This window comes from Alcanivorax sp. UBA3183, from assembly GCF_002364155.1.
Lineage (GTDB): Bacteria > Pseudomonadota > Gammaproteobacteria > Pseudomonadales > Alcanivoracaceae > Alcanivorax > Alcanivorax jadensis.
The window spans coordinates 62,829-76,346 of record NZ_DEXN01000047.1 but is presented as its reverse complement, the minus strand read 5'-3'; the positions used below and the strand labels follow the sequence as shown (position 1 = coordinate 76,346).

Annotated in this window: 13 protein-coding genes and 1 pseudogene; 8 read left to right on the top strand and 6 right to left on the bottom strand. The window is 59.6% G+C overall.

Going from position 1 to position 13,518, the window contains the following annotated elements:
• Positions 1-302 precede the first annotated feature (302 nt).
• The 4 genes from B3Q33_RS14890 to B3Q33_RS14875 are packed head-to-tail and all read right to left on the bottom strand — an operon-like array spanning position 303 to position 4,023.
• Positions 303-1,616 (bottom strand): rhomboid family intramembrane serine protease, encoded by a 1,314-nt coding sequence (locus tag B3Q33_RS14890; RefSeq protein WP_272963308.1) that lies wholly within the window; start codon positions 1,614-1,616, stop codon positions 303-305.
• A 40-nt stretch (positions 1,617-1,656) separates the two neighbouring features.
• Positions 1,657-2,538 (bottom strand): HlyC/CorC family transporter, encoded by an 882-nt coding sequence (locus tag B3Q33_RS14885; protein WP_035249251.1) that lies wholly within the window; start codon positions 2,536-2,538, stop codon positions 1,657-1,659.
• Complete coding sequence (gene ybeY / locus B3Q33_RS14880) at positions 2,538-3,047, bottom strand: rRNA maturation RNase YbeY (protein WP_272963309.1); 510 nt, start codon at positions 3,045-3,047, stop codon at positions 2,538-2,540. The genes B3Q33_RS14885 and ybeY overlap by 1 nt, the downstream gene beginning before the upstream one ends.
• Positions 3,019-4,023, bottom strand: coding sequence for a PhoH family protein (locus B3Q33_RS14875; protein ID WP_272963310.1), 1,005 nt, complete (start codon positions 4,021-4,023; stop codon positions 3,019-3,021). The genes ybeY and B3Q33_RS14875 overlap by 29 nt, the downstream gene beginning before the upstream one ends.
• Before the next feature lie 296 nt (positions 4,024-4,319).
• On the opposite strand from B3Q33_RS14875, the gene B3Q33_RS14870 reads away from it, so the two are divergent.
• The 3 genes from B3Q33_RS14870 (at position 4,320) to B3Q33_RS14860 (ending at position 7,691) form a co-directional block, all read left to right on the top strand.
• Positions 4,320-6,320: a hypothetical protein gene (locus B3Q33_RS14870; protein WP_273008941.1), complete on the top strand. Its 2,001-nt coding sequence runs from the start codon at positions 4,320-4,322 to the stop codon at positions 6,318-6,320.
• A 130-nt stretch (positions 6,321-6,450) separates the two neighbouring features.
• Positions 6,451-7,005: an RNA polymerase sigma factor gene (locus tag B3Q33_RS14865; protein ID WP_035249242.1), complete on the top strand. Its 555-nt coding sequence runs from the start codon at positions 6,451-6,453 to the stop codon at positions 7,003-7,005.
• Entirely contained in the window at positions 7,002-7,691 is a 690-nt protein-coding gene (locus B3Q33_RS14860; RefSeq protein WP_035249240.1) for an anti-sigma factor, read from the top strand. The genes B3Q33_RS14865 and B3Q33_RS14860 overlap by 4 nt, the downstream gene beginning before the upstream one ends.
• Positions 7,692-7,722: 31 nt before the next feature.
• Here the strand turns inward: B3Q33_RS14860 and miaB are convergent, their stop codons facing one another.
• Positions 7,723-9,060 carry a tRNA (N6-isopentenyl adenosine(37)-C2)-methylthiotransferase MiaB gene (gene miaB / locus B3Q33_RS14855; RefSeq protein WP_035249239.1) on the bottom strand — a complete coding sequence of 446 codons (1,338 nt, stop codon included), beginning with the start codon at positions 9,058-9,060 and terminating at the stop codon, positions 7,723-7,725.
• A 91-nt stretch (positions 9,061-9,151) separates the two neighbouring features.
• Here miaB and B3Q33_RS14850 point away from each other — a divergent pair, with 91 nt between their 5' ends.
• The 5 genes from B3Q33_RS14850 to B3Q33_RS14830 all read left to right on the top strand — a co-directional run bounded on the left by B3Q33_RS14850 (position 9,152) and on the right by B3Q33_RS14830 (position 13,169).
• Complete coding sequence (locus B3Q33_RS14850) at positions 9,152-9,718, top strand: SCO family protein (protein WP_035249237.1); 567 nt, start codon at positions 9,152-9,154, stop codon at positions 9,716-9,718.
• A complete protein-coding gene (locus B3Q33_RS14845) occupies positions 9,699-10,145 on the top strand; it encodes a copper chaperone PCu(A)C (RefSeq protein ID WP_272974387.1) in 447 nt (148 codons plus the stop codon). Before B3Q33_RS14850 ends, B3Q33_RS14845 begins: the two co-directional genes overlap by 20 nt.
• A gap of 83 nt (positions 10,146-10,228) precedes the next feature.
• Complete coding sequence (locus B3Q33_RS14840; protein WP_035249233.1) at positions 10,229-11,467, top strand: hypothetical protein; 1,239 nt, start codon at positions 10,229-10,231, stop codon at positions 11,465-11,467.
• Positions 11,468-11,479: 12 nt separating this feature from the next.
• Positions 11,480-11,887, top strand: a complete 408-nt coding sequence (locus tag B3Q33_RS14835; protein ID WP_035249232.1) for a hypothetical protein — start codon at positions 11,480-11,482, stop codon at positions 11,885-11,887.
• A gap of 343 nt (positions 11,888-12,230) precedes the next feature.
• Positions 12,231-13,169 carry an endonuclease/exonuclease/phosphatase family protein gene (locus tag B3Q33_RS14830; RefSeq protein ID WP_273008942.1) on the top strand — a complete coding sequence of 313 codons (939 nt, stop codon included), beginning with the start codon at positions 12,231-12,233 and terminating at the stop codon, positions 13,167-13,169.
• 148 nt (positions 13,170-13,317) lie between these two features.
• Here B3Q33_RS14830 and B3Q33_RS14825 read toward each other — a convergent pair.
• A pseudogene (locus B3Q33_RS14825) lies at positions 13,318-13,518 on the bottom strand (hypothetical protein); the annotation flags it as partial.

Below are 13,518 nucleotides of genomic sequence, written 5' to 3'. Positions count from 1 at the left end.
GTAGTTCCGTGCGGCCCGAAGGGTGAGCGAAGCGAATAACACCTCTCGAGGTGCGAACCTTGCGGAGAAAGGAAATCGCCCGCAGGGCGATCAGGCATTTCAGACCTCGACAGGTTTCAGAAAGAACGGCTGACAGACAATCCTCTGTTGCCTCGCTGCGCTCGGTTCGCACCTCAAGAGGTGCTCCTACATTCAATCGCGCCGCCAGCGACGCTCCTACAGATCGGATTGTTGCGTTAAACGCGGGCAGGGCGTTATTCGACCAGCATGGCCCAGTCCGCGTTACAACTTGGGGCTCGCCGCTACACTTCCAGCGCCTTGGCCCGATGCCCCAAACCTTCCCGATGGAGTGCATCGCGCAAGGCCTGCAGGGCAGGCTTGCGAGTGTCGTGGTGATCCAGACTGACGGCCAGTGCTTCTGCCTGGGCAAATTCACCGGCCCGGGTCAGGGTGGTTACCAGATGCCAACCAACGGAAGAGGGTAATTCGGCGCCCTGCTGCTGGCGGAACTGCTGCCAGCAACCGACAACTTGTTGGGCTTGTCCCTTTTCGCTGGCTGGGTGGGCAAACAGGCGATGGGAGATGTCGACCCAGCCGTTGCTGTCCTGGCCCATGCGGCGGGCATTGAAGAGGCCGGTCAGGGCATCAAAGTGATCCGGCTGCCGGTCCAGTACTTGCTGAAAGGCCTCGCTGGCAGCGTCCGCCTGCAGCTGGGCGAGGGCATCCCAGCCCCGTTGCAGCCCCTGTTGATCCTGTGGATCCGCAGGCGTGGCTGTTTCGGTATTCACGGACGGCTCCGCCGGGCGCATGAGCTGGATCAGCAGGGTGCCACCGGCCAGGGCCAGTGCGCCGGCGGCCAGATTGGCTATGGCCGGCTGGGCTTGCCAGGCCAGTAACCCCAGTAGTACCAGCGGCATTGCCGCCAGGGCCGGGGTGGGCAGGGATATGGATGTCCTTGCCTTGCCTGGTAACCAGACCGGCAGGGAAGTGCGCCAGCCCTGCAAGCCGAGGAAGGCTCCATACCAGACCATGAGCGGTGCGACGGCGCCATGAAACGGCAGCTGCCCGCTGCGAGCCACCAGCAGGTAGCCGGCACCGGCCAGCAGGCAGCCCAGCAGCCACAGGGTCAGTACCCGGCCATGGCCAAGCTGACGCTCCAGGGGGAATGCCAGTGGCACCAGCAGAAACACGGTGAGAGCGGTTAGCCACAGGGAGCCACCTGCAAAGGGGGAGGTAAAGAAACGGGCCGGGCGGGGGCTGTTGTCTGGTAGCCCCCAGCGGTACAAGTTGCTGGCGGCAAGTTGATCCTGTGTTTGCTGGCGCAGGGCTTTCCACTTTTCTATCTGGGTTGCTGACCAAAAGTCCCGGGCGCGCAGGTCACTGTCTTTGACGAAGCTGGGCGACAGCAGCGCCGCGCTGTAAGCGTGGCTATCGCCGCTGGCGAGCTGCTGTTCCAGCTGGCCGGCCAGTTCGCCACGCCCGTTAAAGCGTAGCCAGGACAGGTAGTTGTCCCATTCCAGGGTTTTCAGACCACTGTCCACGTACCAGCCTAGTACCGGCTGGGGCGCGTTAGCCGGGTTGAGCAAGGCGCCGAGCAACAGGGCAACGGCAATCACGGCCGTCACCCACGGTGCTTTTAACAGGGCGGAGATGGTGTCAGCTTTCGACCTCTGTGGCAGTGGCATCCTGGTTTTCCCCCGGCGGTGTAACCCGCAGCAATCTTATTGTTCTGCCGTCGGCGCTGAGCACGGTGAAGAGATAACCATCCAGTTCCACGCTTTCATCGCGACCGGGTAAGCGGCCGAACTTCTGCATCACCAGCCCGCCGATGGTGTCGAATTCCTCATCGCTGAACTGGCAGTGGAAGTGCTCGTTGAAATCATCGATGGGTGTCAGCGCCTTGACGGTGTACTCCTGATCATCCAGATCCTTGATCAGGTAGTCCTCTTCTTCTACGTCGTGTTCGTCTTCAATTTCCCCGACGATCTGTTCCAGCACATCTTCAATGGTGACCAGCCCGGCCACGCCGCCATATTCGTTGACCACGATGGCCATATGATTGCGGCTTATACGGAATTCGCGCAGCAGTGAGTCGAGCCGTTTGGACTCGGGTACCACCATAGCAGAGCGGATATGATCCTTGATGGCGAAACGGTCCATGCGGGCCGGATCGAGGATTAACGGTAGCAGGTCCTTGGCCAGCAGGATGCCGATCACTTCATCCGGGTCGTCGCCCAGGACCGGGAAACGGGAGTGAGCGCAATCAATGATGGTGGGCAGAAAGTCCCGCGGGTCGGAGCTGGCCTTGATGCTGACCATCTGGGAGCGCGGAATCATGATCTCGCGTACCTGCATATCGGCGACACAGACGGCGCCTTCGATAATTCCCAGGGTGTCCCCGTCGATAATGTGGGAATCGCGCATGGAGCGCATCAGGTCCAGCAGTTCACTCCGGTCGCCGGGCGTGGAGGAGAAAAACTGGCCGACACGCTCCAACCAACTTCGGCTGGTACCGTTATCCGAATAGTCGTCCGACATCAGGGGTGAAGCTCCATATTGGTGTGTGGCTCAATGTTGTAAGGGTCGGCAAAACCCTGTTCGTTAAGGGCGCGGATTTCCATGGCTTCCATGATCTGCGCGTCCTCGTCATCAATGTGATCGTAGCCCAGCAGGTGCAGTACACCGTGGGTGACCATGTGAGCCCAGTGGGCTTGCAGGGTCTTGTTCTGTTCAGCGGCCTCCCGGCGTACCACCGGGGCACAGAGAATGATGTCGCCGAGCAGCGGCTCCATGGCATCTTCGGGCAGGCCTTCAGGCATCTCAAACGGGAAGGACAGCACATTGGTGGGCTTGTCCTTGTCGCGGTAGTCCCGGTTGAGGGTGCGGATTTCGTCTTCATCGACGATACGCAGGGTGATGTCGCCCACCACGCCGCCGGCTACCTGGGCAGCATGGCGTACCCAGTTGCATAACCGGGATTCGTCGGGAGCGTCCGGGGCGTCGCTGGCCCACTGGATATCAACGCTGGGTGTCGGTATCCCGTTCATGGCGGTCGTAGGCCTCTACAATACGTTGTACCAGCGGGTGGCGAACCACGTCGCGGCTGTCGAATAGGGTCACGCCGATCCCTTTTACGCCGTCGAGCACTTCCAGGGTATTCACCAGGCCGGAGCGTTGATGACGGGGCAGATCCACCTGGGTCACATCCCCGGTGATGACGGCGCGGGTTCCGAAACCGATGCGGGTCAGGAACATCTTCATCTGTTCCGGGGTGGTGTTCTGGGCTTCATCCAGAATCACGAAGCTGTTGTTCAGGGTTCGCCCGCGCATGTAGGCCAGCGGTGCCACTTCAATCACCATGCGATCCATCAGCTTGGCCACGGTTTCAAAGCCGAGCATTTCGTAGAGGGCATCGTAGAGAGGGCGCAAATAGGGGTCGATTTTTTCTGCCAGGTCCCCGGGCAGAAAGCCCAGCTTTTCGCCGGCCTCAACCGCCGGACGTACCAGCAGGATCCGTTGAATTTCCGCTTTTTCCAGCGCATCCACGGCGCAGGCGACTGCCAGCCAGGTTTTGCCGGTGCCGGCCGGGCCGACGCCGAAATTGATATCGTTTTTGCGGATCTGTTTCACATACTCGCGCTGGTGGGCGCCACGGGGCTTTATACGAACCCGCTTGGTACGAACCACCACTTCATCACTGGGGAACGCCACGGTATTGTCGATGCTTTTTGCAGCAGCATGGTCGGCTACGTTGGACTGTTGCAGCTGCAGGTGCACCATTTCCGGCGTCAGGTCGGTGCCATCGCGGGTCTGATCATAAAGCTCATACAGGATTGACCCGGCGGCTTCCACCGAGGCGGATGGCCCTGCCAGATGAAACTGGTTACCACGATTGTGGATATCCACATGCAGGCGCTGGGCTATCTGCTTGATGTGCTCGTCCAGGTGGCCGCAGAGACTGGCCAGGCGACGGGAATCGTTGGGTTCGAGGCTGATGTGCTGGGAAGCGAGTGGTGTGTCCAAGATGGAAAACGTGGCCCCTCGGGCTGTTGCGGAGAGTTTCAGAATACCCCGAAGCGTGTTTACGGGGAAGAAAAATTACCCGCGCAGCCTAGCCCCGGAGGGTGGCGGGCCGCAAGCGTTGATGGCGGGGTGTCGGACAACCGGTAGGGCGGCGCGATTTCTGTGGCGGATACACTTCAAACGAGAATTATTACGCGCTGTTACATCCGTTTCTGTGCGGGGGCGGTATCAGCAGTAGGACGCATTGTCCTGACTGACCGGCGTAAAGCCGGCATCGCTATCCAAGGAGAGATGAGATGAATGTGAATGGCAAAGGTTTGCTGTGGCTGTCGCCACTGGCCGTTGCGGTAACGCTGGCAGCCTGTGGGGGTAATGGCAGTGACCGATCCCTGATCAATTCCCCTGGTGTGGCCCAGGGGCCGTCATTGCTGGTGATGCACAATGGCAGTGGTAATGCCGGTCAGATCGACCGCCTGAATGCTGACCTGGACGTGCAAGGCACGTTCAATGCCGATGCCAATGAGGGTATTGCGCTGGACCTGCTGGGCAATCTCTACGCTGCCAACGACAGTGCCGGGGCCCCCAGCACTGTACAGGTTCTGCACCAGTTGGCTGAGCGAACCGACGGCTCCGGGGCGGTGCCGACGCTGGACCGTAGTGTGGCGGCACCGGGGTCCATGACGCTCAAAGGGATTGCCATCGCCCATGAAGCCGGGCTGGTAATGGCAGCGAACATCGGCGGCAACAGTGTGGAAGTGTACGGCACTGCAGCGGGGGCAAATGCGACGCCCCTTGCCAGTACCGCCCTGTCGGGAAATACCTGGGATCTGGCCTACGACGAAGCGGCGGATCGTTTGTTCCTGGCCATGACCAATGGCACCGTGATTGTGGTAGATGACTATGTTGCGGGTGGTTTCATGTCGACCCCCGCCCGGGTGATTACCCCGGATACGGCAGGCACCGTCTCCAATATGCATGGCATCGCCTATCGGGCTGACTCTGACACCCTGGTAGTCAGTGATGTGGGTGACGCTGCCGTGGCGGATGATGGCCAGCTGTATGTGATCAGCAATGCTTCCACGGCCAATGGCACGGTGACGCCTGTACGGACCCTGGCCGGCCCGGCGACCAAGCTGGGCAACCCGGTGGACCTGGTGCTGGACGGCAACACGGTTTACATCGCGGAAAAATCCAACGATGCCATTCTGGTGTACCGCAACGTGTTTTCCGGCGGTTCCGGGGACATTGCGCCGAACAAGGTCGTCGATAGTATCAAACCGGAATCCCTGGCCATTATTCTTGAGCCCGAGCTGCAACCGGACCTTTCCGATCTCGATACCACTGGCACCACCTTCACCGGCGTGGCGGTAACCAGTAATCCGCCGGCAGCCCCGGGCGACCCGGATGTGGTGGTACTGGACCTGGATCTGGGCGCCATGCAGCGCGGCTTTTCCACCAACCAGGATCGCGAAAGCCTGGCATTCAACCAGTTGGGCGATGCCTACATTACCTACGACTCCGGCCTGGCTGTGATCAACCGCCTGGCGACGGATCGCGATGGCGAGATGTTCTCTGTGAGCCGTGACCGGGTGATTGAAGGCGCGAGCACCGGGCTGATGGCACCGAAAGGCTTTGATGTGGCGGACTCGCTGGGCTGGGTGCTGGTCACCGATAACGGTAACTCGTCAGTGCGGGTGTTCGGCGCCCAGGCCGGTGGCGATGCCGCTCCTTTGTTCACGACCAGCCTGTCCGTGGCGCCCTGGGATCTGGATTACGACCCGGATTCCGATCAGCTCTTCGTGGCCCTCACCGATGGCACGGTAGCGGTCTTTGACAGCTACAGCACGGCGCGTGGCAGTGCCGGCCCCGACCGGGTGATTACCCCTGCCGAGGCGGGTGTAGCGTTTGCCGCTCCGACCAATCTGCACGGCATTGTCTATGTGGCGGAAACCGACCAGCTGATCCTGTCGGATGTGGGCAGCGGTGCGAATCCTACCGACGGCAAGCTGTATGTGCTGGACAACGGCTCAACCGCTGATGGCATCACCGATGTCACCGTGAATATCGATAACGGCGACAACAGTACGGTGGGCAACACCCAGCTCGGTAATCCGGTGGATATTGCCTTTGATGGCGAGCACCTCTATGTGGCGGAGAAATCCCAGGGCATGGTGCTGCGCTTTGACAATATCCTCGATTCTGCCGGTGGTGACGTAACGCCTTCGCAGACCTGGATGCAGTCGTCGCCGGAATCGGTGTCGCTGATTGCGGATTATCTTGGCCGCGCTCCGGAGTAAGCACGGGGGAGCACTTTTCCCGCTCCCTGTATCGGGCCGCTTCGGCGGCCCGGTTTTCCTCTTGTTGACACATTCTTCTCGTACTCTGGTGAATCATCTTCATTCTGCTTCTTACTGGATACGCAGGTTCATGGACGATTCACGCGCTGAGCTGGAAGAAGGCAATGTCCTGTTACGGGCATGTGCCAGTGGCGACCGGCAGGCTTTTCATCAGCTTTACCTCAACGAAGCTCCGCGCATGTTGGCGTTGGCGCGCCGATTTACCGGTGAGTCATCACTGGCTGAGGATGCCTTGCAGGATACTTTCATCCAGGTCTGGGAAAATGCCAGGCGCTTTCAGAGCCAGCGAGGCTGCGCGCGGACCTGGCTGTTTGGATTATTGCGATATCGCTTGATCAATCAACACCACCGTTCCCGACGTGATGCGTTCGAGCCCCTGCCAGGGGACCAATGGCCTGATTCGGGCCCCTCCCCAGAGCAATGCTCGGTGGAGGACGATCAACGACGTGCGATCATCAATTGCCTGCAAGGAATGCAGATGGATCGTCGTCGCCCCATTCTTATGGCGTTCTACCAGGGGTTTACCTACGAGCAGATTGCCGAAACCCTGGCCATTCCCCTGGGCACCATCAAGAGCCGGGTTCGATCCGGGTTGAAAGGGCTGCAGGAGTGTCTGCGACTATGATTCCGGAACAGCCTGAAGCACAGCGTCTGTTGGTTGCCGAGTATGTCCTCGGCCTGCATTCCCGTGAGCAGTCGGCAGAGATCGAGCAGTGGTTGGAACAGGACGACGACGCTGCGAGCCTGGCCAACCATTGGCGGGAGCATTGGTTGGGGGCGGCGGAGTTGCTGGAACCGGTACCGCTGCCGCCGCGACTATGGCGAGAGATTTCCCGGCGAACCGCCTCGGAGGACTCCCGTGGTCGATTCGACTGGCAATGGTTGTGGCAGAGCCTGACGCTCTGGAGAACCGTCAGTGTTGCCTTGTTGGTGGCGGTGGTGTTGCTGCTGGGGCCACTGCGGGTGCCGGCGCCGGTTTACACCGTGGTGCTGCAGGCACCGGGTGAGGCCGCCAGCCCGGGCTGGAGAGTGACCGTGTCTGCGCAGGGAGACTTGCAGCTGACGCCGCTGTCAGAGAGTGAGTATCCGGCGGATCGCAGTGTCCAGTTCTGGACCCTGTCGGACCCGGCACTGGGCCCCCGTTCCCTTGGGCTGGTGCAGCCGGGTGAGTCGTTGGTGTTACCGGCCAGCCGCGTGGGCGGTGTGGAGAGTGGCCAGCTGTTTGAACTGACGCTGGAGCCGCCGGGTGGCTCCCCGGCTGACCGACCCACCGGGCCGGTCCTGTTCATTGGCCGGGCGGTGGCGATTTAGGCCGCGCAGCAGGCAACGTTGCAACCTGGGGTCAGCCCGGGTTGCGCGGGTCGCTGCCGAGCAGAGAGTTGCTGTAGGCCTGGTCGATGGTGATGTCCACGAATTTGCCGATCAGGTCGGTATCATCGCTGCGGAAGTTAACCACCCGGTTGTTCTCCGTGCGGCCCTTGAGCTGGCCCGGGTCTTTCTTGGAGAAACCATCCACCAGAATTCTTTGGGTGCTGCCCACCATCTTGCGGGAAATGTCCTGCACGTTCTGGGTGATGCGCTGCTGCAGAATCGCCAGGCGCTGTTTCTTCACCTCCATGGGCACATCATCGGGCAGGTCCGCCGCCGGGGTGCCGGGGCGGGCGCTATAGATGAAGCTGAAGGACATGTCGAAGCCGATGTCGTGGATCAGATTCATGGTATCTTCGAAGTCCCGATCGGTTTCCCCGGGAAAGCCGATGATGAAATCGGAGCTGAAGGAAATGTCCGGGCGGATGCGCTTGAGCTTGCGCAACTTGCTCTTGTATTCCAGCACCATGTGGTTGCGCTTCATCATGGCAAGAATACGGTCCGAGCCGGATTGCACCGGCAGGTGCAGGTGGCTGACCAGTTCCGGTACATCCTCATAGACCTGAATCAGGGCGTCGGAAAACTCCACCGGGTGGCTGGTGGTGTAACGGATGCGATCGATACCGTCGATGTCGCGGATCAGCCGGATCAGGTCGGCCAGGTCCAGGGTGTCGCCGTCGGCGCCCACACCCCGGTAGGCATTCACGTTCTGGCCCAGCAGGTTCACCTCGCGCACGCCCATCTCAGCCAGGTGTTCCACTTCCTTCAGCACTGGCTGCACCGGGCGACTGACTTCCTCACCGCGGGTGTAGGGCACCACACAGAAGGTGCAGTACTTGGAGCAGCCTTCCATAATGGACACGAAGGCACTGGGGCCGTCCACGCTGGGTTCCGGCAGGTTGTCGAACTTTTCCACTTCCGGAAAGGTCACATCGATGGCCAGTTTGCGGGTGGTGGCGGCCTGGGTAATCAGGCCGGGCAGGCGGTGCAGGGTCTGCGGGCCGAACACCACGTCCACGTAGGGGGCCCGGTCACGGATGGCATCGCCTTCCTGGCTGGCCACGCAGCCGCCTACCGCGATTACCATGTCCGGGTTGGCGTCCTTGAGCTTTTTCCAGCGGCCCAGCTGGTGGAAGACCTTTTCCTGGGCTTTTTCCCGGATCGAGCAGGTGTTGAGCAGCAATACGTCCGCTTCTTCCGGATTGTCGGTGGGCTCCAGGCCGTGGCTGGATTCGAGCAGGTCCACCATACGAGTGGAATCGTACTCGTTCATCTGGCAGCCGTGGGTCTGAATGAAAAGCTTGCGTGCCATGGGTTGCCTAACCGTTGAATAGAGGGAAAATGGGCGCGGCTGCAATTAGAGTCCGCTTAAATGGGCGCGGATTATACCAACCGGAGAGATCATGCGAAAACTGCCGTACATCCTGCCATTGCTTCTGGCCCTTCTGGTTGCCGGCTGTGGCAAGCAGGAAAGCGACTTACCAGTCAATACAAGGCTGGGTGGTGAGTTTACACTAACTGACCACAACGGCGAGCCTTTCAGCCAGGCACAGCTCAAGGGCAAGGTATCCATCCTGTTCTTCGGTTACACCCATTGTCCGGACATCTGCCCGGCGGTGCTGGCCCGGGTGGCCCAGGTTTATCGGCAGTTGCAAGAGGCCGGTGAAGCGGACCAGGTACAGCCTGTGTTTATTACCTTCGACCCGGAGCGGGATACAGCCGAGCACCTGAATGAGTATCTGCCCTGGTTCAAGGCGGACATCATCGGCCTGACCGGCAGCCTGGCGGAAATCCGCGAGGTGGCAACGCAATACGGGGTGGTGTTTATCAAGGATCAGGAGGAGCAGGATTACCTGTTCACTCACAGTGACTATATTTATCTACTGGACGACCAGGGTCGGGTGCGCAAACTCTACCCGGCGGATTTCACCATTGACGAGGTGGTAACTGATGCCAAGAGCCTGCTTTAAAACTCTGTTGGCAGGCGCGGTGTTGGCCCTTGCCGTGCCCGCCCATGCGGAGCTGACGTTTTCCGATCCCTGGTTACGCGCGGTACCGCCGGTGTCGCCGACCATGGCGGGCTATGTGACGTTGAACAATACTGGCGAGGATACCGTGATCATCACCGGTGTCAGTACTCCTGTTGCCGGCCACACCATGCTGCATGATGTGGAAACCGCCGCGGACGGCAGCCGCAGGATGGTGCACCTGCATCACCTGGAAATCCCTGCCGGAGACAGTGTGGTGCTGGCACCGGGGGACAGGCATTTGATGCTGATGAAGCTCACACAGGTCCCGGCTCCCGGTGACAAGGTGGAGATCTGCTTTCATCTGAATGGCGGGCAGGACGCCTGCGCGGCGTTCCCGGTAAAACGGGCGTCCCAATCTGACGGTTGAACCCGGTTTCTTTTTGCGGATAATGCCATGCTTTATTCGTAGTCGTTGTATGGTTAAAACGGCTATAAAAGCGTGGGGGATCTATGAGAAAGGCATTATCCGTGATGCTGGGTGCGTCCCTGAGTGCGAGCCCGGCCTGGGCCCAGACTTCGGAAAGTGATGTCCAGCAGAGGCTGCAGGACTATGAGCAGCGCCTGGAACAGCTCGAAAAGCAGCAGTTTGATAATACCCTCAGCGATGCTGCTGACCGGATCCGTATCAACGGTTTTCTCTCCGCGGGTATGTCCCGGGCCGAGGTGGACACCACCTCTGGTTCTGCCAGCTACATCGATGGCGCCAGTGATAAATGGAGCCATGATTCCCTGACTCGCGCTGGCGTGCAGTTTAATGCCGAACTCAGCGAACGGGCGGAAGCTGTAGTGCAGCTGTTTGCGTCCGGCGATGACGAATTCAATGCGGAATTGCAGTGGGCCTATCTGGATTATCAGGTCAGCGATTCTGTGAGCATGAAAGCGGGGCGTATCGTGGCGCCGTTCTACATGCATTCCCAATACATCGATGTGGGCTATGCCTACCCGTGGGCCAGCTTGCCGGCGGAGGTGTATCAACTGGCACCGGTGAAAACCATGGAGGCGGTAGAAGCCTCCTGGCGTTTCACCAGCGGGCCCGTGTCACATCGTCTTTCCGGGTTCTGGGGTTCCAGTACCGTGGATGGCGGTGAGCGTGTGGCCAATGCCCAGTTCCAGGCCGATGACCTGAGCGGTGTGAACTTTACCAGCTACTGGCGTAACTGGACGGCGAGAGCCGCCTACACCGCTGCTGACGTTTCCGTCAGCCAGCAGGACTTGCAAGGTGCCCTTGGTTTTCCGCCTGCCGTCCTGGGTCTCTCCTTTGATGATGTTTATACCTATTTTGCGGGTGTCGGTCTGCAATACGATGACGGTAGCTGGTTTTTCTCCGTGGAAAAGGCGCGGCTGGATTTTGGTAACTGGTACCCGAGCAGCGAGAGTGGCTACGTCACAGTGGGCAAATACCTGGGCAAGTGGATGCCCATGGTCACCTGGGCAGAAGTGACGCCTCGTGATCTGGATAGCAGCCTTCCGGCTGCCCTGAATAATGGCCTGGCGGAACAACAGAAGAGCTGGACCGGTGGGCTGCGCTATTCCCTCACTGATTCCATCGCCCTGAAAGGGGAGGTGAGTTATTACTACGATTTTTCCGATAGTGATGTTACTACGTCGGGGTTCTTCTTCACCGACGGTGGCCAGCTTGAAGACGATCATGCCACGGTGATTCGCCTCAGTGCGGATCTGGTTTTTTAAGGGGGAATGACCATGAAAAAAATACTATTTTCATTTCTCCTGATGCTGGCGGCAGCGGCCCAGGCAGAACCGGTGGTGGTGGTGTCCGCCAACAGCGGTCTCGATGCACTGACTCAGGATGAAGTGCGACAGATCTTCAATGGCCAGACCCGCCGGGTATCCGGTGTCTCGGTGAAACCGCTGGACTTGCCGTCACGGGGCCGTGCTCGAGATGGTTTTTACCAGCAGGTGCTCGGCAAGAGCGCCGAGCAGATGAAAAGTTATTGGGCGAGGATGATCTTTACCGGCCGGGGCATGCCGCCCCGGGAAGTCTCCAGTGAACAGGAGATGGTTATGCTGGTGGGCAGCAACCGTAACTTTGTCGGTTATCTGGATGCATCACTGGTGACCCCGGACCTGAAAGTGGTCTATCGACCCTGACGTTTTCTGTTGTTGTTCACATACCCCTTGCCCGCCTTTTCGGCGGGCTTTTTTATGGTCGTATCCGCCCCCGGCAGTGTTGCAAAACGTAGGGTGCCACTGAGCCTAGGGCGAACTGCACCATCAAACGCCGAATCGGTGCAGTTCGCCCTAGGCTCAGTGACACCCTACGCTATTGGCGGCGGTCAGGGGTTCACAGTCGGGGCCCTGTTATCCGGAAGAAATTCCGGGGCAAGCCAGTGCCAAAATGGCAGAAATCTCCTGCAGCTGTCGGTCCTCTTTCCTACCCATGTTTGAGACTTCGCCTCTGCTGTGCTTTGCCGGCACCTCATAAACTGCGTCAATGCGCTATTTACTGATCGTCTACCTGCTTCTTGTTCCTTTGAGCCTGTGGGCGGATTGCCGAGGCCTTGCTCCCGACCGTGGTGTGCCCGCCCCCGCAGCGGATGAATGGACTCTGGCGACGCTGAACCTGTGGCGGCTTCGCGATACCCGCAAAGACAGCCGGCTGGATGAACCGCTTTCCGAGGCTGTGTTGAACAGGCGAATACAGGCGCTGGCTGGGTTTATTGCCGGCCCTTTGCAGGCGCCCCATATGCTGGCTGTTCAGGAAGTGGAAAATCGTGAGTTACTCGAGGCCCTGGCGGTACGCCTTGCCAGGCACGGCTGGCGTTACCGCGTCGCACTGAAAGAGGGCAATGACCCTTCCGGCATGGATGTGGGGCTGCTTTATCGGCAGCCGGTACGGATTGTGTCGGTAGAAAGCCTGTTTGCGGAGCAGGAATTTCACGGCCACTCACTGTTTTCCCGTCCGCCCTTGCACGTGACTGTGCGCTCTCCTCGGCAGTTGCAGTTGGTCGTCGTGCACTTGCGTAGTGCGCGAGGTCTGCACAAGTCACGGGTTCGGCAAAAAAGGCAGCGTCAGGCCGCGTTGCTGGCCAGCTGGGCCATTGAGCAAAGTGGGTCGTTGATAATGGCCGGTGATTTCAACAGCACCTGGGGCGCCGGGCGTATCTCGGCAAGCTATAGGCGGTTTGCGCAATCCGGTCTGTTCAATCTGTGGCAACGGCTGCCAAAGCGGGAACGCTACAGCTTTCGTCACCGTTGCCGACCGCAGGCTCTTGACCATATCTGGGTGTCACCGGATTTGGAAACCTCTGTCAGCAGAATGGCGGCAAGCCGTGGCAATGCAGGTCGCTATCACAGCCTCTATGGCAGCCAGGGGGTGGCGCCAGTATCTGACCATGATGCGCTGGTGGTGTACTTTTCTGCAGAGAGATAACGACAGGGTTGGCGTGTTGCCTGAAGCGTGGAGGATGTTGCGTGGAAAGTAAAAAGACGCCGCGGGGTTGCTTGCGTGTTTGCGAGGACCAGGGAGAGCCCCGCGGCGTTAAACAGTGGGCGGCACGAGCCGCCCGTTTTCTTGGTACTTAAAGTGCGAACTCGTAGGAAACGCTCATCACCAGATCGTCGTCGTAGGTGTCGTCTTCTTCCTGATCAACGATCTTGGACAGGGTGAAGGTGAACTGATCGGTAACGGCGTAGCCCAGATCCACGTGAGTGTAGTCACTGTCGTCAGCTTCATAGTCATAGAAGCCTACGGTGGCGGAGTACTTGTCGTAGCCGTAACC